This is a genomic window from Rhodococcus sp. NPDC059234 (assembly GCF_042754225.1).
In the GTDB taxonomy this organism is placed as follows: Bacteria; Actinomycetota; Actinomycetes; order Mycobacteriales; family Mycobacteriaceae; genus Rhodococcus_G.
On the sequence record NZ_JBHZAH010000098.1, the window covers coordinates 1 to 19,105 of the forward strand.

23 protein-coding genes and 3 tRNA genes are annotated in these 19,105 nt (G+C 70.8%); 10 read left to right on the forward strand and 16 right to left on the reverse strand.

Annotated elements, in window-relative coordinates; translation table 11 throughout:
- Positions 1 to 4: 4 nt before the first annotated feature.
- From ACFXGJ_RS18590 to ACFXGJ_RS18605, 4 genes are all read right to left on the reverse strand, one after another.
- Positions 5 to 415, reverse strand: coding sequence for a hypothetical protein (locus tag ACFXGJ_RS18590; protein ID WP_378622980.1), 411 nt, complete (start codon positions 413 to 415; stop codon positions 5 to 7).
- Positions 416 to 486: 71 nt separating this feature from the next.
- The gene (locus ACFXGJ_RS18595; protein ID WP_378622983.1) at positions 487 to 873 is read right to left on the reverse strand and encodes a YbaB/EbfC family nucleoid-associated protein; all 387 of its coding nucleotides are present in this window, start codon (positions 871 to 873) and stop codon (positions 487 to 489) included.
- Complete coding sequence (locus ACFXGJ_RS18600; RefSeq protein ID WP_378622987.1) at positions 870 to 1,433, reverse strand: LppA family lipoprotein; 564 nt, start codon at positions 1,431 to 1,433, stop codon at positions 870 to 872. The genes ACFXGJ_RS18595 and ACFXGJ_RS18600 overlap by 4 nt, the downstream gene beginning before the upstream one ends.
- A 20-nt stretch (positions 1,434 to 1,453) precedes the next feature.
- On the reverse strand, positions 1,454 to 3,235 hold the full coding sequence (locus tag ACFXGJ_RS18605; protein WP_378622990.1) for an alpha/beta hydrolase: 1,782 nt from the start codon (positions 3,233 to 3,235) through the stop codon (positions 1,454 to 1,456).
- A gap of 262 nt (positions 3,236 to 3,497) precedes the next feature.
- On the opposite strand from ACFXGJ_RS18605, the gene ACFXGJ_RS18610 reads away from it, so the two are divergent.
- A complete protein-coding gene (locus ACFXGJ_RS18610) occupies positions 3,498 to 4,397 on the forward strand; it encodes a sterol desaturase family protein (RefSeq protein WP_378622993.1) in 900 nt (299 codons plus the stop codon).
- Here ACFXGJ_RS18610 and ACFXGJ_RS18615 read toward each other — a convergent pair.
- Positions 4,394 to 5,080 carry a YceI family protein gene (locus ACFXGJ_RS18615; protein WP_378622996.1) on the reverse strand — a complete coding sequence of 229 codons (687 nt, stop codon included), beginning with the start codon at positions 5,078 to 5,080 and terminating at the stop codon, positions 4,394 to 4,396. The genes ACFXGJ_RS18610 and ACFXGJ_RS18615 overlap by 4 nt on opposite strands.
- Before the next feature lie 62 nt (positions 5,081 to 5,142).
- The gene (locus ACFXGJ_RS18620; RefSeq protein WP_378622999.1) at positions 5,143 to 5,910 is read right to left on the reverse strand and encodes a helix-turn-helix domain-containing protein; all 768 of its coding nucleotides are present in this window, start codon (positions 5,908 to 5,910) and stop codon (positions 5,143 to 5,145) included.
- A 45-nt stretch (positions 5,911 to 5,955) separates the two neighbouring features.
- Between ACFXGJ_RS18620 and ACFXGJ_RS18625 the strand changes: the two genes are divergently transcribed.
- Together ACFXGJ_RS18625 and ACFXGJ_RS18630 are read left to right on the forward strand one after the other, a co-directional pair.
- A complete protein-coding gene (locus ACFXGJ_RS18625) occupies positions 5,956 to 6,408 on the forward strand; it encodes a hypothetical protein (RefSeq protein WP_378623001.1) in 453 nt (150 codons plus the stop codon).
- Positions 6,405 to 6,986 carry a TetR/AcrR family transcriptional regulator gene (locus tag ACFXGJ_RS18630; RefSeq protein WP_378623004.1) on the forward strand — a complete coding sequence of 194 codons (582 nt, stop codon included), beginning with the start codon at positions 6,405 to 6,407 and terminating at the stop codon, positions 6,984 to 6,986. Before ACFXGJ_RS18625 ends, ACFXGJ_RS18630 begins: the two co-directional genes overlap by 4 nt.
- Positions 6,987 to 7,129: 143 nt before the next feature.
- Here ACFXGJ_RS18630 and ACFXGJ_RS18635 read toward each other — a convergent pair.
- The 3 genes from ACFXGJ_RS18635 to ACFXGJ_RS18645 all read right to left on the reverse strand — a co-directional run bounded on the left by ACFXGJ_RS18635 (position 7,130) and on the right by ACFXGJ_RS18645 (position 8,279).
- Positions 7,130 to 7,220, reverse strand: a tRNA-Ser gene (locus ACFXGJ_RS18635).
- 45 nt (positions 7,221 to 7,265) lie between these two features.
- On the reverse strand, positions 7,266 to 7,700 hold the full coding sequence (locus ACFXGJ_RS18640; protein WP_378623048.1) for a nucleoside deaminase: 435 nt from the start codon (positions 7,698 to 7,700) through the stop codon (positions 7,266 to 7,268).
- Positions 7,701 to 7,739: 39 nt separating this feature from the next.
- Positions 7,740 to 8,279, reverse strand: a complete 540-nt coding sequence (locus ACFXGJ_RS18645; RefSeq protein ID WP_378623007.1) for a tRNA adenosine deaminase-associated protein — start codon at positions 8,277 to 8,279, stop codon at positions 7,740 to 7,742.
- 48 nt (positions 8,280 to 8,327) lie between these two features.
- On the opposite strand from ACFXGJ_RS18645, the gene ACFXGJ_RS18650 reads away from it, so the two are divergent.
- Entirely contained in the window at positions 8,328 to 9,296 is a 969-nt protein-coding gene (locus tag ACFXGJ_RS18650) for a prephenate dehydrogenase (RefSeq protein WP_378623009.1), read from the forward strand.
- Between the two features lie 50 nt (positions 9,297 to 9,346).
- On the opposite strand, the gene ACFXGJ_RS18655 is transcribed toward ACFXGJ_RS18650, so the two are convergent.
- Positions 9,347 to 9,946 (reverse strand): putative glycolipid-binding domain-containing protein, encoded by a 600-nt coding sequence (locus tag ACFXGJ_RS18655; protein WP_378623012.1) that lies wholly within the window; start codon positions 9,944 to 9,946, stop codon positions 9,347 to 9,349.
- Positions 9,947 to 10,158: 212 nt separating this feature from the next.
- Here ACFXGJ_RS18655 and ACFXGJ_RS18660 point away from each other — a divergent pair, with 212 nt between their 5' ends.
- On the forward strand, positions 10,159 to 10,683 hold the full coding sequence (locus ACFXGJ_RS18660) for a hypothetical protein (protein ID WP_378623017.1): 525 nt from the start codon (positions 10,159 to 10,161) through the stop codon (positions 10,681 to 10,683).
- A gap of 121 nt (positions 10,684 to 10,804) precedes the next feature.
- Positions 10,805 to 11,845, forward strand: coding sequence for an NAD(P)-dependent alcohol dehydrogenase (locus tag ACFXGJ_RS18665; protein ID WP_378623020.1), 1,041 nt, complete (start codon positions 10,805 to 10,807; stop codon positions 11,843 to 11,845).
- 71 nt (positions 11,846 to 11,916) lie between these two features.
- On the opposite strand, the gene ACFXGJ_RS18670 is transcribed toward ACFXGJ_RS18665, so the two are convergent.
- Entirely contained in the window at positions 11,917 to 13,317 is a 1,401-nt protein-coding gene (locus tag ACFXGJ_RS18670) for a wax ester/triacylglycerol synthase domain-containing protein (RefSeq protein ID WP_378623024.1), read from the reverse strand.
- A 60-nt stretch (positions 13,318 to 13,377) separates the two neighbouring features.
- On the opposite strand from ACFXGJ_RS18670, the gene ACFXGJ_RS18675 reads away from it, so the two are divergent.
- Positions 13,378 to 13,545 (forward strand): hypothetical protein, encoded by a 168-nt coding sequence (locus tag ACFXGJ_RS18675; RefSeq protein ID WP_378623028.1) that lies wholly within the window; start codon positions 13,378 to 13,380, stop codon positions 13,543 to 13,545.
- A gap of 41 nt (positions 13,546 to 13,586) precedes the next feature.
- Here the strand turns inward: ACFXGJ_RS18675 and ACFXGJ_RS18680 are convergent, their stop codons facing one another.
- From ACFXGJ_RS18680 to ACFXGJ_RS18695, 4 genes are all read right to left on the reverse strand, one after another.
- A complete protein-coding gene (locus ACFXGJ_RS18680) occupies positions 13,587 to 13,910 on the reverse strand; it encodes an alkylmercury lyase (RefSeq protein ID WP_378623032.1) in 324 nt (107 codons plus the stop codon).
- Between the two features lie 161 nt (positions 13,911 to 14,071).
- A tRNA-Arg gene (locus ACFXGJ_RS18685) sits at positions 14,072 to 14,144 on the reverse strand.
- A 35-nt stretch (positions 14,145 to 14,179) separates the two neighbouring features.
- Positions 14,180 to 14,271: transfer RNA gene (locus ACFXGJ_RS18690), tRNA-Ser, on the reverse strand.
- A gap of 82 nt (positions 14,272 to 14,353) precedes the next feature.
- Entirely contained in the window at positions 14,354 to 15,082 is a 729-nt protein-coding gene (locus ACFXGJ_RS18695; RefSeq protein ID WP_378623035.1) for a dienelactone hydrolase family protein, read from the reverse strand.
- 105 nt (positions 15,083 to 15,187) lie between these two features.
- Between ACFXGJ_RS18695 and hisC the strand changes: the two genes are divergently transcribed.
- Positions 15,188 to 16,279, forward strand: coding sequence for a histidinol-phosphate transaminase (hisC, locus tag ACFXGJ_RS18700; protein ID WP_378623037.1), 1,092 nt, complete (start codon positions 15,188 to 15,190; stop codon positions 16,277 to 16,279).
- 4 nt (positions 16,280 to 16,283) lie between these two features.
- Here hisC and ACFXGJ_RS18705 read toward each other — a convergent pair whose 3' ends face one another.
- Positions 16,284 to 17,270 (reverse strand): alpha/beta hydrolase, encoded by a 987-nt coding sequence (locus tag ACFXGJ_RS18705; RefSeq protein WP_378623040.1) that lies wholly within the window; start codon positions 17,268 to 17,270, stop codon positions 16,284 to 16,286.
- A 241-nt stretch (positions 17,271 to 17,511) separates the two neighbouring features.
- On the opposite strand from ACFXGJ_RS18705, the gene ACFXGJ_RS18710 reads away from it, so the two are divergent.
- Positions 17,512 to 18,330, forward strand: coding sequence for a DUF5602 domain-containing protein (locus tag ACFXGJ_RS18710; protein ID WP_378623042.1), 819 nt, complete (start codon positions 17,512 to 17,514; stop codon positions 18,328 to 18,330).
- Positions 18,331 to 18,449: 119 nt separating this feature from the next.
- The coding region (locus ACFXGJ_RS18715; RefSeq protein ID WP_378623045.1) for an MMPL family transporter at positions 18,450 to 19,105 on the forward strand (656 nt) is incomplete at its 3' end.

Below are 19,105 nucleotides of genomic sequence, written 5' to 3' on the forward strand. Positions count from 1 at the left end.
CGCCCTAGCTGTTCCAGGTCTGGAAGTCGGTGCTGTGGACCGAATCTCCGCCGACCACCTGAACATTCAGCACACCGAGGGAGTTGGCGAGCAGCGAGTCCTTGACCGGGGTCGCGACCGCCGTGGCCGCGGTCTTCAGCGAGTCACCCTTCAGATCGCTTCCGCACAGGCGCACCGTGACCTGAATCTTCTCGCCGTCGATCTTGGTGGAGGCACCGTCGACGGTCACCCCCGCGGGCAGCGTCGCGGTCTTGGCGATGACGGTGGCCGTCGGATCGTCGTTGGTGGCGTCCGCGGGGCAGGTCGCGGCGGGTGCGGCGGAGGTCGCGGCGGCGGAAGAGGAGCTGTCGTCCGAGCTGCAGCCGGCGAGCAGGAGGGTGGCCCCCAGGGCGAGGGCGGTCACGGTGCGTTTCACCCGGCCATTGTGGGGTCTAACCCTATTTCCCGCACGCCGGGGGGTGAATACCCGGTGTCGCAGGGTCGAATTCAGTCGTCACGGCCGAGCGGATCCACCAGAAGCGGGATCCTGCTCTCGCAGTCCCCCGCGTCGCACGCGTCGGGTCCGTCCGCGCCGATGCGCTGCGCGGCGTCGAGCGCGCGGGCCACGAGCGGGTCGCCGGTCAGGTCGACCAGCACCGCATCGGCGGCGCGACGGACGGCCGCGTGCGCCCGCTCGTGCGCCTCCGTCACCAGGGCGGCGACCCGCTCGGCGCCGAGATCGAGCACGCGAGGGGCGAGTTCGAGCCCGACCAGCCGGCAGTCGGCCGTGAGCGTCAGCCGCACCAGACCGCCGCCCGCCTCGACCTCCGCGCGCAGTTCGTCCATCCGGCGCTGGGCTCGCTGCACCCTGTGGCCCAGTGCATTCGGCGTCATCGTGCTCCGACCACGGGAACCGGCCCCGGTGGCGTCGACGCCGGCAGGTGGCATGCGGTGGTCACGTCGAGCACCCCGTTCTTCCCGGTGCCGAACCACACGTACGCGCCGCCGGGGCCGTAGACACGCAGCGCGTGGTCGCTCGGGCGGTCGACCGCGACGACCGGGGCGCCGTAGCCGCGGCGGTCGGTGACCGATCGCAGCGCGGCGACGGCGTCCGGCCACAGGTCGTCGGGGATGCCACCGTCGATCAGCCAGGTGCCGGTGGTCCTCGACTGTCCGGGGGTGTGGGTGAAGCCGGTGCAGTTCCCGGCGCCCGAGGGTGGTCGGTTCGGACGCCACGTCCCCACCGGCACCGCGACCGAGATCGCGCCGCGAATCGCCTCGCCCGTCGACTCGGCGTACGCGGCCGCCTCCTCGAGCGAGACCCGCGACGCCAGGACTGCAGTACGCCGTGCGGCTTCCGCGCCGTCGACGCGATGACCGCCACCGGTCGCCGCACAGCCTGCCGCCGTCGCCGCGACCACCGCGACCACCGCCCATCGCCTGCCAGCTCTCATGACTGCTCTCCTCTCGCGCATCAGAAGGCGCCGGTGGGCGTGGGCAGCCGAAGCCCGCCGGGCAGACCCGCCAGGTCGCCGAGGCGCGGTCCCCCACCGAAGACCTTCTCCCGCAGCCTGTTCAGGAGGGATCCGGGAATGCGGTCCGCGATCCCCTCGTCGGTGCCTTCGACGAGGTGCCCGGGCAGGCCACCGACGACGGCGCCGAGGTTGTACAGACTGAGCGTCCCGTCGTCGAGGTACTGACTGTGTCCCTGCGCGCCGGCACGCGACCGACCGTCGGCCGTCGTCGCCGCCGAGGTGGACAGGTTGGTCACGCCGTCCATCCGGTTCGGATCCGTGCCGAAGGCGGCGAGATCGGCCACCGGATCGCCGTGCGCCTCGGCGACGTACACGTGACCGGGCGCGAGGTCGAGGTCTCCGGCCCGGTCGGTTCCGATCCCGGGAGAACCGAGGAAGACCGCGTCGTCCACCCCCGTGCCGCCGTGCAGTAGGGCCAGACCGGTGGTGGTCGACCCGTAGGAGTGCCCGAGCACGGTCAGGTGGGGGTCGTCCGCTCGCGCGGCGGTGATGCCGGAGAGGAAGGACGCCAGTCGCCTGGCCCCGTCCGTAGCGCCGCGCAGGCCACCGAGATCGCGGACGACATCGGTCGCGGTGGACAGGGGCCGGTCCGGATCCAGTTGCGGGGCACGGTAGTCCAGCCAAGCGACGGTCGCGACCGTCTCGGAGCCACGTCCGTCGGCGTCGAGCTGACGCGCGGCCTCGGCGCCGAGCCGCTCCGCCGCCGCGGTATAGCCCTCGAGACCGTCGGCGACGTTCGCGTTCACTCCCGGCGTGTACACCGCCACGTGGTCGGCAGCATCCACGTCGCCGACCGCGACGGCCGCCTGGACGTGCTCGCCGGCTTCCCGGTACACCAGCAGATGCCGATCCGAGCGGCCGAGAGTCCGCTCCACCGCAGCGATCTCGCCGAGGCGGGTGCCGGCGTCGGCGACCGCGGCCCAGATCAGCTGCCCCGAAACCCCGCCCCTCCCGAATTCCACTGCACCGAAACGCAGTTGCTCAATCAGACGTTCGAGCCGCTGCCGATTCGCCGCCAGCACCGCCCGGTTCGCCTCGTCGCGCACATGCGCCGGAATCCCGTCGCGATTGCCGACCCACTCCGGATGCTCCGCGAGCACCCACCGCCGCTGCTCCTCGGACAGATCCGACCAGTAGCGCGAATTCTCTTCGGGTGTCCACTCTTTCGACGGCGGTGAGGCGGGACCGCGCGGGGCGAGCGAGAGTTCGTCGGTTCCCCGGCGCAGCTCCCCGGCGAGAACCCGATCCGCCTCGTCGACGGTGTCGAGCGCGGCCGACAACCTCGCCTGGCACACCCGCGCCGCCTCGTTCAGCCGCGCCTGGACGAGCGCACCCGTCACCAGTGCGCTCGTCCACGGGACCCGCGGCGCACTCACCCGACCGTCGCCGGTGACGTGCAACCCGAGGTCCGTGCTCGCGCGTTCGGCCACCTCCAGCGCGGTGGCGCGCGCCGACCCGATCGATGCCGCTCCCGACTGCAGGCTCACCGACATCCGCTCGGCAACACCGGAAACCCGTGTCGCCTCGTCGAACTCCCTACCGGACCGCTCCAGGGCCCCCGCCGCAGCGAGCCCGGCCCAGTACCCGGCCGAGTCGTCGACCAGACGGTTCGCAGCCCCGGCGGCGTCGGAGTACGCCCGGCTCGCCGCGGTGAGCCGGTGCGCGGCGACGGCGAGCGCTGCGGGGTCCCAGCCGCGCAACTGGTCGAGTGTCGGACGCATCAGCTGCCGCCGTCGGACGCGAGCAACCCGGCGGCGACGACGTCCGCACTGATTCGTTCTGACATGCGATCTCCCCCCGGATGGTTCGACTTCCGTGCCGAACGACCGAAAGCTAGCACCGAAAAGTGCACGTCAACGCCTGTGCACAGGCACTTGTCCACAGGGGAACCCGCGGCGTCCGCGGCGCGTCGCGACGGCTGCCCCGGGCGGGCACCGGCGCGGGGGTCTGGATCGAGTCGCGCCCGAGGTCCACACTGCAGGGATGTTCGAATTCGTCCCGGAGTTCTGGAACTCGCTGCCACGGCCGCTGCGCGACCCGGTCGCGTTCGCCATTCCGTTCTTCGTACTGTTCCTCGCGCTCGAGTGGTCCGCGGCGCGATACCTCGCCGAGCCCGAAGTCGACGCCGACGGACGGGCGATCCCGCCGAGGGCCGGGTACGACACCCGGGACGCCCGCACCAGCATCTCGATGGGGGCGGTGTCCATCTTCACCAGCGCGGCGTGGAAGGCCCTCGCGCTCGTGGGGTACGCCGCGATCTACGCCTACCTGGCACCGTGGCACCTGCCGGCCGACGCCTGGTACACCTGGGTGATCCTGATCGTCGGCGTGGACCTGCTGTACTACTGGTACCACCGGATCGCACATCGCGCGCGGATCGTGTGGGCCACCCATCAGGCGCACCACTCGAGCGAGTACTTCAACTTCTCCACGGCACTGCGCCAGAAGTGGAACAACAGCGGCGAGATCCTCATGTGGATCCCGTTGCCGCTCATCGGGATACCCCCGTGGATGGTGTTCGTCGGGTTCAGCGTCAGTCTCGTCTACCAGTTCTTCGTGCACACCGAGCGCATCGACCGGTTGCCCCGGCCGATCGAGTTCGTCTTCAACACCCCGTCGCACCACCGCGTGCACCACGGCTGCGATCCGGAGTACCTCGACAAGAACTACGGCGGCATCCTCATCCTGTGGGACCGCCTGTTCGGTACCTTCGAGCGCGAAACACACCGGCCGACATACGGTCTGACGAAGCCTGTCGGCACCTACAACGTGCTCACCCTGCAGGCGCACGAGTACGCGGCAATCGCCCGCGACGTGCGAGGCGCGGGGTCCTGGCGGGAGCGGATCGGGTACGTCTTCGGCCCGCCGGGATGGACTCCCTAGACCTTGTCCAGGTGTACGAGGAAGTCGACGGTGCCGGCATCGTCCACGGTGACGAACGCGAGTGACGGCGGCTGCACGCCGAAGTCCGTCCACGTCACCGGGATCGAGCCGGACGCGATCAGGGCCTGACCGGAGTGCAGCACCTCGACGCCGACCGTGACCGGGCGCGAGACCCCACGCAGTTCGAGCGAGCCGGACGCGGGAACGGTCGTGGCCGAGCCGTCGGTGGGCAGCGCGGACAGGTCGACCGGCTGGTCGAGGGTGAAGCGTGCGGTCGGATACGTGCCGACCGACATGACGTTGCCCGCGAACTGGCCGTCCCGGCGCGCGTTGCCGGTACTGATGCCCTTGACCTGGACGGTGACCGTCGCGGCGGTGAGCTTGCCCGCCTCGACCGTGGCGTGCCCGTCGACCTCGTCGGTGGTCCCGACGACGGTGACCGACGCACCGTTGAGGATCTCGTGCACGGTGTAGCCGGCCGCGGTCGCGTTCGGGGCGGTCCCGGCGTCCACCCGCCAGCTGCCGTTCACGTCGCCGGTCGCGGCCTGCGCCCCGGAGGTCGAGACGGAGGCCGCCGGGGCGTCGTCCGTCGCGATCCACGTGCCGTACACCCACGGGCCCACGAGCAGCGTGAGCACCGCCACGACCACCACCGCACCGAGGACCCACCAGCGCCTTCGCATAGGGGCAGGATAGTGGCCGGGGCGAGGACGTACGGCACCGAAGACCTTCGCACGGCCGGAATTCAGCCGCCGTCCTCGATGACGATCTCGGTTCCCGCGCCGAGCAGCGCGGAGGGACTGAGCCCGAACATTCGACGGAAGGCGTCGCTGAAGTGCGACGGCGTCGCGAAGCCCGCGTCGGCCGCCGCGCGAGTGAGGTCCGCGCCCTTCGAGGTCGCCGCGGCGACCTGCAGCATCCGCGCCCACAGCCGGTACCGCCGGAAGCTGGTGCCGGCCTCGGCGGCGAACAGTCGCAGGAAGTACGGGCGCGACAGTCCGGCGAGCTGCGCGAACTCGGCGGCCGACACCGTCGCCGACGGGTGCGCGCGGAGTGTCCGGGTCACCCCGTCGATCCGGCCGTCGATCCGGCCGGCGACCGCCCCGCTCGCGCAGGCCAGGATTCCGTACGAGTCGGGGCGCGGACCCGTACCGAGTGCGATCAGGAGAGCCTCGTCGCGATGGTCGACCGCGAACGCACCGATCGCCCCCGACATCCGGTCCCGGCAGCGGCCCGCGCGCGACGAGCTGGAATCGAAGTAGCAGAACATCATTCGCCGACCCACCGCCACGACCTGGTGCTCCGACCGGGGCGGGACCAGCGCGGAGCGCAGCGTCACGTCGGGGCACCCGGGCACCCGCAGCACGAACGGGGCGTCGAGTCCGACGACCAGGCAGTACACCGAGGTCGAGTGCGGCGCGAGCCGCAGCGACGGGCCCAGGTAGATCGCGTGCCCGCACCACAGCCACACCGTCGGCCCACCGCACGTTTCTGGAAGCGGACGCCTGCTCACACCGGACATGCTGGCACAACCACCGCCGGAGGAAGGGAAGACATCATGTGGGCGAAGCGAATTGCACGCGGACTGTTGATCGGAGTCGGGCTGGTCAATCTGGCCCCCGGCGTGGGCGTGGTGTCCGCGGCGCGGGTCGAGGCCCTGTACGGGGCGCCGGTCGCCGGACCCGACCTCGAGCTGCTGCTGCGCCACCGCGCCGTCCTGCTCGCTACGGTCGGCGGCGGCCTCGTCGTCGCCGCCTTCGCACCGGCGCTGCGCGGTGCGGCCACCACCGCCGCCGCGACGAGCATGGGCAGCTACGTCGCGCTGGCCGCCGCGATCGGCCACACCAACGAGCAGTCGTCGCGAGTGCTGGCGGTGGACGTCGCGGCGCTCGCCTGCCTCGCGGTGGCCACGGCGATCGATCCGCCACCTCGCCGACGGGGCGCAGCGCACGATCCCGGATCGGCCGCACCGCTATCCTCGGCGGCGAGAGGGAGTGAGGCAACCACGTGAAACAAGGCGGCACCACCCGCGACCGGATGCTGGCGAGCGCGGTGACGCTCTTTCGCGAACGCGGCGTCGACTCGACCTCGTTCGCCGACGTCATCACGCATTCCCAGGCGCCTCGCGGCTCGATCTACCACCACTTTCCGGGCGGCAAGGCGCAGCTCGCCGAGGAGGCCACCCGGATGGCGGGCGAGCTGATGAGCGCGACGATCGCCGCGAACCTCGAGCAGCGCGAACCCGGCGAGACCCTGCTGACGATCGTCGACGGATTCCGCCGTCAGCTGCTGGACTCCGACTTCGGCGCGAGTTGCCCCGTCGCGGCCGCCGCACTCGCCGGCGGCGACTTCGACGCGGCCCGAACCGTCGCGGGCGGGGCGTTCACCTCCTGGGAGACCGTCATCGCCGCGGGGCTCGAACGTCGCGGGCTGACCCCGGACCGGGCCGCGTCGCTCGCGACCACCGCGGTGGCGACCATCGAGGGCGCGATCATGGTCGCCAAGGCGCAGCGTGACGTGCAGGCGCTGGACCGCGTGGGCGCGGAGCTGGTCCGCTGGGTCCACGCGGCGCTCGCCGAGGTCGCGTAGCGCACCACCGACGGCACACCCCCGCTGCCGACCTCACACCGGTTTCGCCGGCGCACACGGTGGGTGTTCACGACGGCGGGTGTGCGCTGCGCCCGACCCGATACGCAGAAGACCCCCGACCGGTTATCGGTCGGGGGTCTTCGTGGCGGTGGCGGAGGGATTTGAACCCTCGGACGGGGGTTACCCGTCACACGCTTTCGAGGCGTGCTCCTTAGGCCGCTCGGACACGCCACCGCCGGTGACTTTACCCGACTTCGACGCTGACGCTAAATCGCGTGGTCAGCGCTGCCCGCGGAAGAATTCCTCGAGCAGCTCGGCGCACTCGGATTCGAGCACTCCACCGCGGACCTGGGGTCGGTGCGTGAGCCGGCGGTCGCGGACCACGTCCCACAGCGAGCCGACCGCACCGGTCTTCGGTTCCCACGCGCCGAACACCACCCGCGACACCCGCGCCAGGACCAGCGCGCCGGCGCACATCGTGCACGGCTCCAGGGTGACGGCCAGGGTCGCGCCCTCGAGTCGCCAGCCGTCGCCGTGTACCCGGGCCGCCGCGCGCAGCGCCACGATCTCCGCGTGCGCGGTCGGGTCGCCGGAGGCCTCGCGGGCGTTGGCGGCCCGCGCCAGTTCCACGCCGTCGGCGTCGTAGATCACCGCACCAACCGGCACGTCCGCGGCGTCGGCGGCGCGGGCGGCCTCGATCGCGGCGCGAATCATCGCCTCGTCGCGGGCCCGCAGGTCCACCCCCGGCGACATCTACCGGGGCAGGACGTCGAGCACGGCGGACAGTTCGCCCGCGAACCCGAGGCGCTGCGCGATCATGCCCAGCTGCTCGTCCGGGTACAGCTCGGTCTCGGCGAGGATCACCCCGAGCACCGGCTCCGGCAGACCGAGGTCGGCGAGCAGGCTCAGGTCGCCCTCCTCCCACGGCTCCACGTCGTCGATCTCGTCGACGTCCAGGTCGGGGACCTCGATGTTGAGGGCCTCGAGCACGTCGGCGGCGATGTCGTAGTCCAGTGCCATGGTGGCATCGGAGAGCAGCAGTCGGGTCCCGGTCGGCGCGGGACGCAGGATGACGAAGAACTCGTCGTCCACGTCGAGCAGCCCGAACACCGCGCCCGAACTCCGCATCTCCCGGAGCTCGGTCTCGGCGGCCTCGAGGCTGGTCAGCGCCGCCGCGGTGAGTGCCGTGCACTTCCACTTGCCGTCGTCGAGGACGACCGCGACGCCGAAGCCTTCGAGATCCTCGAACTGGTCCGAGGGGGCGCTGTTGTTACCCGCGCGCTGAGCAGCCATGCGGCAACCGTAGTCCGCCCGCGGCCCGTTCATGAAGTCCGGCGGCAAATGTGCCAACCTGTCCGGGTGTCTGCTGAATCGACTGACCGACCGGTGTGCGTGCTCGGGCTCGGGCTGATCGGCGGTTCGCTGCTGCGCGCCGCCGTCGCTGCGGGCCGGACGGCCTGGGGGTACAACCGATCCGCCATCGCAGCAGACGAGGCCGTCGCCGACGGATTCGACGCCGGAACCGATCTGGTCGCGGCACTCGAGCGGGCCCGCCGGGAGGACGCGGTGGTGGTGGTCGCGGTCCCCGAGCCCGCCCTCGACCCGGTGCTCGAGCAGGTCGCACGGTGCGCCCCCGGCTGCGTCCTCACCGATGTGGTGAGCGTCAAGGGCGCCGTGCTCGACGCGGTCCGTCGGCACGGACTGGCCGCCCGGTTCGTCGGCGGGCACCCGATGGCCGGCACGGCCCAGTCCGGCTGGTCGGCCGGGGACGGCGACCTGTTTCGCGGCGCGGTGTGGGTCGTCGCGGCGGAGGACGACACCGCCCCGGAGGCGTGGACGCGGGTGGCTCGGCTCGCCCTCGACTGCGGGTCCGTGGTGGTGCCCGCCGGGGCCGCCGAACACGACCAGGCGGTCGCCCGGATCTCGCACCTGCCGCACCTGCTGGCGGAGGCGCTCGCGGTCACCGCGGCGTCCGGCGGGGACCTGGCGTTGGCGTTGGCGGCCGGCTCCTACCGGGACGGCAGCCGCGTCGCCGGCACCGCGCCGGGGCTGGTCCGCGCGATGTGCGAGGCGAACGCGCAGGCGTTGACGGTCGCGCTGGACGAGGCGCTGGCGCTGCTCACCGACGCCCGCCGCGCGCTGGCCACCTCGGGCAGCACCGAGGCGTTGGTCGAGGCGGGGTACCGGGCGCGGCGGCGTCACGACGACCTCGACAGATGGGACATCACCGACATCGAGATCGGCGCTCCCGGATGGGCGGAAGCCCTGCGGGACGCCGGCCGCAGGGGCGGCGCGCTCCGCGCACTGTGAGCGATTCTCACCCTCCCCGGGGGTGAAAATCGCGCACGGGCGCGCAGCGCCTAGATCCGCTCGGCGAGGCCGGGGTAGTCGAGGATGAAGCCGTCGGCGTCGACCGTGACCGACGAACTCGACACCGGCGAGAGCACGTGGATGCCGTCGGGACCGCTGCTGTAGGTCAGGTCCGCGGCCCGCACGCTCAGGTCGGGCAGGTACACGTAGACGACGGGGACCTGGATGTCCTCGGAGTCGTGCTGCATGCCGAAACGTCGGATCGGCAGCGTGTTGAAGAACGGGCTGAGCACCACGTCGACGTCCAGTGCGCCGCCGAAGGTGGAGCGGGTGTGGTTGGTGCCGTCCTCGACCATCCAGTAGCCCTCCTCGTCGCGGCTGATCGAGATCTGCCGCTCACGGGAGGCGAGGCTGGTGCGCAGCGAGAGCCTGCGGGTCACCCCGTTCTCGTCGGTGACCAAGTCGTAGGAGGCGCTGAATGCGGGGTGCTCGTCGCAGTGGCCGCCGATGATCCGCCCGGCCGCCTTGATCCGATTTCCGACCAACTGCACCCGCACCGACTCCATGCGGGGCGCCGACTGCGCACGCCAGGTGAGGATCGCTGGCCAGCTGGATCCGGTGGCCGCGGCGCCCTGAGCAGGATTGGTCACCCAACTACGGTAAGCGACGCGGACTCGATCAGCAGCGGCGGCGACCAACCCGCGCCCCCGCGTCGCCGTCGCCGACCCGCCGAGCACCCGCGCGAGTGCCGAGCCGGCACCCCGACGTCAGCTTCTACCTGCAGCGCGACCCCGGAACGTGGCCGCGGTAACACTCCGATAACGCGAACGGATGAACCGGGCAAGAGACCGAGGAGGTACCCATGGCCGACAACCAGGAGATCTGGGCTGCCGAAGCGCGACGGGCGTTGATGGAGGTTGCGGGCGGCTACCGGCGCACGACCACGTATCCGGAGCTCGCCGAGACCGTGCAGACCTCCTCGGGTGTCCGCACCTCCAATCTGCTGCAGAACTGGATCGGCAAGACCCTCGCCAAGGTGGCACTCGAATGCAGCAGTCGCGGCGAACCGCTGCTCTCGGCGCTGTGCGTGAGCAGCGTCGACGGACGCGTCGGCGACGGGTACGCGAAGGCCGTCGAGGCGACCTACGGCGAGTCGCCCGCGGACGTCGAGTGGCACGCCGCAGAGGAGCGGCTGCGCTGCTACCGGCACTTCGGGGCGACGGACCTGCCCGCCGACGGCGGCACCGCCGCGCTGACCCAGTCGGTGGTCGCGATGCGGGCGAAGGCGCAGAAGCGCGACCTCAGTCGGCGGCGCGAGCACGGCCAGGCGTGCACCGAGTGCTACCAGGTCCGGTCGTTGGCGGGGGTCTGCGGCTGCAGCTGGTGAGCCGGCGCCCGCTCGCAGCGGTCCCCTACCGCGACTAACGTCGACGCCGTACCAGCGAAGCGGCCCCGCACAATCCGGGCGACCTCCGGCCGGGCGCGACCGCAGCGGAGAGGTGCGTCGCATGAAGGCGATCCAGTACACCACGATCGGCGCCGAGCCCGAGCTCAGGGAGATCGAGAAGCCGAGCCCCGGTCCGGGGCAGGTGCTGCTGAAGATCACCGCCGCCGGGGTCTGCCACTCCGACGACTTCATCATGGGCCTGCCCGCCGAGCAGTACCCCTACGGACTGCCCCTGACGCTCGGGCACGAGGGCGCGGGAACCGTGGTCGAGCTCGGCGACGGCGCGGTCGGCATCGACGTCGGGACGAATGTCGTGGTGTACGGCCCGTGGGGCTGCGGGAACTGCTGGCAGTGCGCGCAGGGCATGGAGAACTACTGCCCCCGCGCGGCCGAGTTGGGGATCCGGCCACCCGGGCTGGGCGCGCCGGGCGCGCTGGCCGAGTACATGGTGGTGGACTCGCCGCGACACCTCGTCCCCATCGGCGACCTGGACCCGGTGGCGACCGTGCCGCTCACCGACGCCGGCCTGACCCCGTACCACGCGATCAAACGGTCGCTGGGCAAGCTGCGCGGCGGCTCGACCGCCGTCGTGATCGGGTCCGGCGGGCTCGGGCACGTGGCCATCGAGCTGCTGCGGCACCTCTCGCCCGCGCGGGTGGTGGCGCTCGACGTGAACGAGGAGAAGCTCGAGTTCGCGCGGTCCGTCGGCGCGCACGAGGCCGTGCTGTCCGATCCGTCCGCGGTCGAGAAGGTCCGCGCGATCACCGGTCCGGCCGGCGCCGAACTCGTCCTGGACTTCGTCGGGTACCAGGCGACCATCGACATCGCGATGGGCGTCGCGGGCACCGCCTCGGACGTGACGATCGTCGGCCTCGGCGACGGCCGGGCGCACGCGAAGGTCGGGTTCGGGCAGAGCCCGTACGAGGCGTCGGTGACCTCCCCCTACTGGGGCTCGCGCAGCGAACTCATCGAGCTGATCGACCTCGCGCATCAGGGCGTGTTCGACATCGCGGTGGAGAAGTTCTCGTTGGAGAACGGCGTCGAGGCGTACCGGCGGCTGTCCGCCGGCACCCTTCGCGGCCGGGCGGTCGTGGTGCCGTAGGCGTCGGGCGCGGCCCGAGTTCGGTTCCGGAGCGCGACTCCCGGGTCGCGCCGCGACAACCGCCGTCTCGGTCAGGAACTCGATTCACGTTCGCCGCGTAGCGAGTTCGCCGCCTTCGAAGCAAGTTCCGCGAACGACTCCCTGAGCAGCGCCTCGTACTCGGCGGCGTCCGGCAGTGCGGCGCTGTCCGCTGTGAACGTCAGGGCCAGGATCGGTTCGATCGATGAAACGCCGTGCGCAAGTCCACCTCCGTCGCTCAGGGTCGGGAAGCCGAACCGGTCCACCACCGGTGCGCCCATGAATGTTGCATCCGTCATCCGACTGGGGACGTTCGAGATCATGGTCACATGGGACGCCGGCGGTGCCGCCGTGGAGCGGCGGCTCTTCCACCCGACGATTCGGGTCACGTATGCGGGAATCGAGTTCGGGAGACTTCGGTGCTCAGCCAGAGCGGGATGCTGCTGACGAACCTTCTCGGCCGCGGTGGTCGCGTGGATCTGGCGAAGGCGTTCGACGGGGTCATCGACGTCGGCGTGCAGGTTCACACACCCGAGTGCGAACTTGTTGGCGGTCCCGGCCCCGTCGTTCACCGCGATCGGCATAGTCGCAACGAGAGGCCCGTTCACGGGGCCGTCGAGTCGGGTCAGGAGGCTCGAGAGTGCTCCGGAAACGACGGTGAGCACCACATCGTTGACGGTCGCTCCTTCGACAGCAGCTCGGACAGCGCGGATGTCGTCGAGGCCGAAGTGGACGAGCCCGACAGTGGGTACGCCCTCCAGTCGCCTGTTGAACCGGGTGACGACCGGGTCGAGACCAGCCGGATTCGAGTCACCCGCCGCCGCGGCCTGTGTCAACTTCGGGGCGGTGACGATCGCCCGGACGTACATCGCGAGGTCGAGTGGCGCCCGCAACACCGAGACGAGGGGGTTCCGTCGAGCGCTCGAGGGCGGCACCGGCGCCGGCTCAGGTGTGGCGGTGAGCATCCGGCGAACCGTCGCAGCGGTAACCACGGCATCGCCAATCGAGTGGTGGAACCGGAACACAAGTGCCGTGGCCCTGTCCGGAAGGCCGTCCCCGAGGCCGCGAATACCACCGATGACGGTGAGGTCCCACGGGGGGCGCGAAAGGTCCATTCGTGACGCGACGAGGGATTGGATGACAGGCTCAGCCCCAGCCCAGTCCGAAGCGTGAACGACGGTCACGTGGTTGCCGGCATCGAACGCGGGATCCGCAACCCAGCTCGGGTAGATGACGTCAGCGAATGCCCGCTGCAGCTTGCGCCGGAAGATCGGCGAGCAGTCGAGGCGATCGCGCAGCCACGAGATCACCGCCGCCTCGTCGATGTCGAGTGCGGCGGCGTCGACGATCGAGACGCTGACGATGTTGGCCGGCGCACGGTCGGACTCCAGATAGACGTTCGCAGCATCGCGGGCCGTCAGCGCAATCGGCGGCAACTGCTCATCTGGTCGCATGGAGGGGATCAAACCAGAAATCCGCCAGAACCCACGCGTATCGGCGAGTAGAAAATGGGGATGGGAAGACAGGCCACCGTCGTGCTGTACGTACTCGCACTGGTAACCGTCGTGGTTGCTGTGGACGTCCTGTTCTTGCGGGAACACTTCTGGGCGCGGCTGATGGTGAACATCGGAATCGTCCTGGTGTTCACGGCGTTCTACTACAGGTTCTTGAAGGGTTCGTGAGCGCGAGCGCTCTCAGCGGGTGACCGGCCGGGACAGCAGGCTCAACGCCTCGCCGCCTCGCTCTTGCGGCGCAGCGAGTCGGCCAACTGCTCGATGCTCGGCAGTCCCGCGAGCCCGGACTCGGTCTGATACAGGCGGCACGCCAGCTCGGTCACCGGGACCGCGTCGTCGAACGCATCGGCGCCGTCGACAAGGATCGTCGGCGATCCAGCGAACGGCAGCGCGGCGGCCTCGTCGTCCGTCTCGACTCGCCGATACTCGATCTCGATGTCCTGCACCTCAGCTGTTTCCGACGCAGCCCGCACCCGCTCGCCCGCGTCCTGCCAGTTCGGGCACCCGGCGAAGTACAGAATCTCGACCTTCATCCAGACGATTCTGCTCCTCGACCCTCCGCGCCCTGTCGCCCGCCGCACCGATTCGGACCGGCGCTCGTCGAACCGCCCGCTGGCCAGCGCCCCGGCAGGCCGCCGATGCAGAACGAGGAAGCCCCTCACCCACATTTCTGCGGGTGAGGGGCTTCCTGTTGTGCGCCCGAAGGGATTCGAACCCCTAACCTCTTGATCCGTAGTCAAGTGCTCTATCCGTTGAGCTACGGGCGCATGTCTTCAGTTGTGCTGGCCTACGTGCACCAGCGTGGCGGAAGCGAGAGGATTTGAACCTCCGGTCCCCTTTGAGGAGGACAACTCATTAGCAGTGAGTCCCATTCGGCCGCTCTGGCACGCTTCCTAGGCTCAGGTCCTTTCGAACCGCCGGATCGAAAGGTTACACACGCTCCGACGGTTAAGCAAAACGGCTGGTCAGGTCCGCGTTATCGCAGGTTACTGTCGAACCAGTCGAAGATCCGGCGGGTCGCGTCCATGATGGCCTGCGCGGCGGGATCGGCGTCGTCACCGTCCTCGGGCAGGGTCGGCGGCTCGTCCGCCCGGTGCTCGAGGCCGCGGTAGCTGACGACGTGGGTCGCGACCGGCGCCCGTGCGACCGCGTCGCGCAGTCGCTCGACCTGATCGGGCGGAGTGCGCGCATCGTCGTCGCCGTACAGCCCGAGCCACGGCGCCTGCAGCGACTCGGCCGCGTCGACCAGGGCGGGCGCGTCCGGGGCGAGGGACTCGACGATCCCGCGGGCCGAGACGCTCACCGCCGCGCCGATCGGACGGTTGGTGGCGACCAGCAGCGCCGCGGTACCCGCGTCGTCGAAGCCGAGCACGCCGACGCAGTCCGGGTACACGCCGCGGGCGACCAGCCAGTCGAAAGTGGCGTCGAAGTCGGCGAACAGGTTGTCGCCGAACACTTCCGCGACGCTGTGCGCGGGCTGCCGATGGAACAGGTGCGGCGCGACCGTCAGCCAGCCCTCCCCGGCCAACAGCCGCATCAGGTCGAGCAGCGCATCGGTGAACTCCCGCGACTCGTGCAGGACGACGATGCCGCCGCGGGCGGGACCGTCCGGCTCGACGGCCGTCAGGGGCACGTGTTCGGGAGCGGCGTCCGGACGCTCCAGGACAGCGCGAAGCACTGCACTGTCAGCGAATATTCCCGACATACCGTCTACTGTGGCACGGTCCGGGCCGGGCCGCCCGAATTTCTTTTCGCCCGGTAACGGCAATCCCTACCGGCCGGTAGATGGACCGGCGCATAATGGACAGCCGTGACTGCGCGAACCCGCCCCGACCTCGTCGACATCAGCCCCTACGTGCCCGGACGCACGTTCCCCGGTGCCATCAAACTGGCCAGCAACGAGACCACGGCGGGACCGCTCCCCAGCGTCGCCGCCGCGATCACCGAGTCCGCGCTCGGGGTGAACCGCTACCCCGACAACGGGTCCGTCGCCCTCCGCGAGGCCCTCGCGAACAAGCTCGGCGTCAGCGTCGACCGGGTCGCCGCGGGCTGTGGCTCGGTGAGCCTGTGCCAGGAACTCGTGCAGATCACCGCGGGCCCCGGCGACGAGGTGCTCTTCGCGTGGCGCGCGTTCGAGGTGTACCCCGTGGTGGCCCGGGTCGCGGGCGCCACCCCGGTCCAGGTGCCGCTGACCGCCGACCACGTGCACGACCTCGACGCGATGCTCGCGGCGGTCACCGACCGCACTCGGGTGATCTTCGTCTGCAACCCCAACAACCCGACCGGGACCGCCGTGCCGCAGGACGCGCTCGAGCGATTCCTCGACGCGGTGCCCGACCACATCATGGTGATCCTCGACGAGGCGTACATCGAGTACATGCGGCCCGGCGACCAGGCCGGCGCGCAGATCCCGGACGGCGTGGCACTGGCCGACGGCCGGTCGAACGTCGTTGTGCTGCGCACGTTCTCGAAGGCGTACGGCCTCGCAGGCCTGCGCGTCGGGTACGCGGTCGCCGACCCCGCGATCGTCGCGGCGCTGAGCAAGGTGCACATCCCGTTCGCCGTCAGCACGGTCGCGCAGGCCGCCGCGATCGCCTCGCTCGCCGCCGCGGACGAACTGCTGGCCCGCACCGACGGGATCGTCGCCGAGCGGCGCCGGATGCGCGACACCCTGCTCGGCGCCGGCTACGAGGTGCCCGCGTCCAACGCGAACTTCGTCTGGCTGCCGCTCGGCGACCGCTCGGCCGAGTTCGCCGAGGCCAGTGCGGCGGCCGGCGTGCTGGTCCGCCCCTACGGCACGGACGGGGTCCGGATCACCATCGGCGACCCGAACGAGAACGACGCGTTCCTCGCGTTCGCCACCGGCGACGGCCTGGCGATCTGGAAGTCGCGCGTGGCCTGACCCGTCACCGGCCGAGCGCCCGCGCCAGCGTCGGCCACGCGTCGTGCAGGTCCTGCTGCCAGTACGGCCAGGAATGCGTGCCGTTCGGCCGGTAGTGGAAGGTCGCGGGGACGCCCAGCTGCCGCAGGCGCTGGTCGAACAGCTGCGTGCAGTGCAGCGCGGCGGACTCCAGCGCGGCGCCGAGGGTGATCGCGCTGAGCCCCTCCGTGGTGGTCGGGCTGTCCGACGGTCCGGCGACGCCGTTGCCGACGGCGACGTAGATCTCCTTGCCGCGCAATGCCTCCGCGTTGCGCATCGGGTCGTTGGCCGCCCAGTCGGGATCGCCGTCCGGACCCCACATGTTGTCGGCGTCGCCGCCCTTCCACGCGACCGTCGCACGCACGGAGAGCTTCGAGTTCGACTGGCTGTTGTCGGCACACCCGCTGAACGCCGCGACGCCGCCGTACATCGCGGGATGGCGGGTGGCCAGGTTCAGCGCCGCGTGCGCGCCCATCGACAGTCCGGCGATGGCGTTGACCCCGTTGCCGTGGAAGCGGGCGTCGATGAGCGGCGGCAGTTCCTCGGTCAGGAACGTCTCCCACTCGTCGACGCCGAGGGCCGGGTCGGGGCGTTTCCAGTCCGTGTAGTAGCTGCCGGTGCCGCCGACCGGCAGCACCACGTTGACGTCCTTGTCGGCGAAGAAGCCGACGGCGTCGGTCTTCTGTGTCCAGGTGCTCTCGCGGTAGTCGGACTCCTCGCCACCGCCCGCGCCGTCGAGCATGTACAGGGTCGGCCGAGGGGTGGAGCCGGTGGGCAGCAGGACCTGCACCTGGATCACCCGACCCATCGCGGGCGAGTTCACGAACACGGCGGCGCGGCGTTCCGTGAGCATGGTGACGCGGTCCACCGACGCGGCCTGCCGCAGTGGGGTGCCCCGCGGTTCGGCCGTCGCAACGGGGGTGATCAGGCCGCACAGGGCCACCGAAAGAGCCAGTGTCGCGAGCAGCTTCATGGGCCCACCTCGGGCGGCTACCCACGGGATGCGGGCGTGCCGCTCCTGGTCAAGGTAGCGGAAATCATCCCGCAGCGCGCGACGTTGCCGCGAAAGCTGTTGCTGCCCCGACCGACCCGAGGTTCCTGCTGGACGACCGACTCGAGTGGCCGGATCCGGGCGGTCCGACGGATTTCCGCTGCTGGCGGCGCGTCCGGCGGTACCCTGATCCGTGCAGCCCAGCGCAGATCGAGGTGCATCCATGCGTGCCAACCCTCGCCGCAAGGCATCGGCCGTCACCCTCGCCGTGTGCGCCAGCCTGGCCTTCGTCACCGCCGGCGGCGTCAAGGACCTCGGAGCGGCCGGAATCTACTACGGCCCCGCCACCAACGTCGGCAACGGAACCGCCCGGTCCTATGTGACCCTGAACGACGACGGCACCCCCGACCGCGTCGGATTCCGCCTGACCGCCGCCGCCCTGGACGGCCTGACGGACGACGCCGGCCCCGGCATGACGATGCAGCCGTTCCCGCTGACGCTGCCGCCCGAGGCGGACAAGACGGTGTTCGAGCATCTCGTGCTGGACTGGAATCCGCACGGGCACGGACCCGACGGGGTGTTCACCAAGCCGCACTTCGACATGCACTTCTACATGATCGACGCCCGCGCGGTCTCCGAGATCACCCCGATGCGGCTGGACTACCTCGTTCGTGCCTCGAATCTTCCTCCGGCACAGTCGATGCCACAGGACTACGCGCCCCCGCCCGGGCCGGCCCTGTTCAACACGGTCCCGGAGATGGGCCTGCACTGGACCGACGGCGCCGAGAACATGGCGCCGGGCGCCTACGACTTCACCGAGACCTTCATGGCCGGGTCGTGGGACGGCGCGTACACGTTCATGGAACCGATGATGACCCGCGAGTGGTTGCTGACGAAACCGACGCTCGACCGGGCGGTCAAGCAGCCGCAGACCTACCCGAAGGCCGGTTACTACCCCACCACCTACTCCGTGCGATACGACGATTCGACGAACGAATACCTCGTGGAGCTGGGCGGCATGCAGATGAAACCGGCACCGTAGCGCCGCCGCGCACGAAGGACCCGGACCCGGCCACGGGTCACCCCTCGTCCGTGTGACGCTTCTCTCTGGTTCGGTCTATACCCCCAGGGGTATGGTCGAGCACATTGTCGTATACCCCCATGGGTATAAACGAAGGAGAGTCGATCGTGAGCAACAGGAACGTCGCGACCGCGGACCGACCGCCGTCACCGGCGCCGAAACCGGGCGCGCCACGCGCGGAGTTCGGCGGGATCCTGGGCCGGCTCGGCGCCGCGATGGCCGGCCGGGCGCGCTGGGTCTTCGGGGTCTGGCTGATCGCCCTGGTCGCACTCGGGGCCGCGGCCCCGAGCGTGTTCAGTTCGCTGGCCGGCGCCGGCTGGCAGGCCAGCGGCTCGGAGTCGGTGCAGGTCCGCGAGCTGGCGCAGGAACATTTCGGTGGGAACTCCTCGGCCGCGGTGCAGGTGGTCGTGCACTCGGACACCAAGCCAGTCTCCGATCCCGCCGTCCAGCAGGTCCTCGGCGAGGCCACGGCACTGTTCCGGGCCGATCCGCGCTTCGGTGAGGTGATCGCGCCCCAGCCCGGGATGTCCATCAGCCCGGACGGCCACACCGGCATCCTCATCGCCGGCGCCAACGCCAGCACCGACGACATGGTCAAGGCCGTCGACGAGCTCAAGGGCGAACTCACCGCGCTCGCCGGGGACGGCGTCGAGGTCTACCCCACCGGCGCGTCCGCACTGTGGAGCGACTTCAACAAGGCCAACCACGACGCGATGATCCAGGCCGAGATGTTCTC

Bases quoted from the DNA above. Each gene is read 5' to 3' on its own strand.
- ACFXGJ_RS18675 (WP_378623028.1), top strand. From the start codon at position 13,378: ATGGGAAGACAGGCCACCGTCGTGCTGTACGTACTCGCACTGGTAACC.
- ACFXGJ_RS18680 (WP_378623032.1), bottom strand. From the start codon at position 13,910: ATGAAGGTCGAGATTCTGTACTTCGCCGGGTGCCCGAACTGGCAGGAC.
- ACFXGJ_RS18615 (WP_378622996.1), bottom strand. From the start codon at position 5,080: ATGCGAAGGCGCTGGTGGGTCCTCGGTGCGGTGGTGGTCGTGGCGGTG.
- ACFXGJ_RS18695 (WP_378623035.1), bottom strand. From the start codon at position 15,082: ATGTCGGGAATATTCGCTGACAGTGCAGTGCTTCGCGCTGTCCTGGAG.
- ACFXGJ_RS18710 (WP_378623042.1), top strand. From the start codon at position 17,512: ATGCGTGCCAACCCTCGCCGCAAGGCATCGGCCGTCACCCTCGCCGTG.
- ACFXGJ_RS18645 (WP_378623007.1), bottom strand. From the start codon at position 8,279: ATGGCTGCTCAGCGCGCGGGTAACAACAGCGCCCCCTCGGACCAGTTC.
- ACFXGJ_RS18595 (WP_378622983.1), bottom strand. From the start codon at position 873: ATGACGCCGAATGCACTGGGCCACAGGGTGCAGCGAGCCCAGCGCCGG.
- ACFXGJ_RS18650 (WP_378623009.1), top strand. From the start codon at position 8,328: ATGTGCCAACCTGTCCGGGTGTCTGCTGAATCGACTGACCGACCGGTG.
- ACFXGJ_RS18625 (WP_378623001.1), top strand. From the start codon at position 5,956: ATGTGGGCGAAGCGAATTGCACGCGGACTGTTGATCGGAGTCGGGCTG.
- ACFXGJ_RS18705 (WP_378623040.1), bottom strand. From the start codon at position 17,270: ATGAAGCTGCTCGCGACACTGGCTCTTTCGGTGGCCCTGTGCGGCCTG.
- ACFXGJ_RS18665 (WP_378623020.1), top strand. From the start codon at position 10,805: ATGAAGGCGATCCAGTACACCACGATCGGCGCCGAGCCCGAGCTCAGG.
- ACFXGJ_RS18610 (WP_378622993.1), top strand. From the start codon at position 3,498: ATGTTCGAATTCGTCCCGGAGTTCTGGAACTCGCTGCCACGGCCGCTG.
- ACFXGJ_RS18600 (WP_378622987.1), bottom strand. From the start codon at position 1,433: ATGAGAGCTGGCAGGCGATGGGCGGTGGTCGCGGTGGTCGCGGCGACG.
- ACFXGJ_RS18660 (WP_378623017.1), top strand. From the start codon at position 10,159: ATGGCCGACAACCAGGAGATCTGGGCTGCCGAAGCGCGACGGGCGTTG.
- ACFXGJ_RS18670 (WP_378623024.1), bottom strand. From the start codon at position 13,317: ATGCGACCAGATGAGCAGTTGCCGCCGATTGCGCTGACGGCCCGCGAT.
- ACFXGJ_RS18640 (WP_378623048.1), bottom strand. From the start codon at position 7,700: ATGATTCGCGCCGCGATCGAGGCCGCCCGCGCCGCCGACGCCGCGGAC.
- ACFXGJ_RS18605 (WP_378622990.1), bottom strand. From the start codon at position 3,235: ATGCGTCCGACACTCGACCAGTTGCGCGGCTGGGACCCCGCAGCGCTC.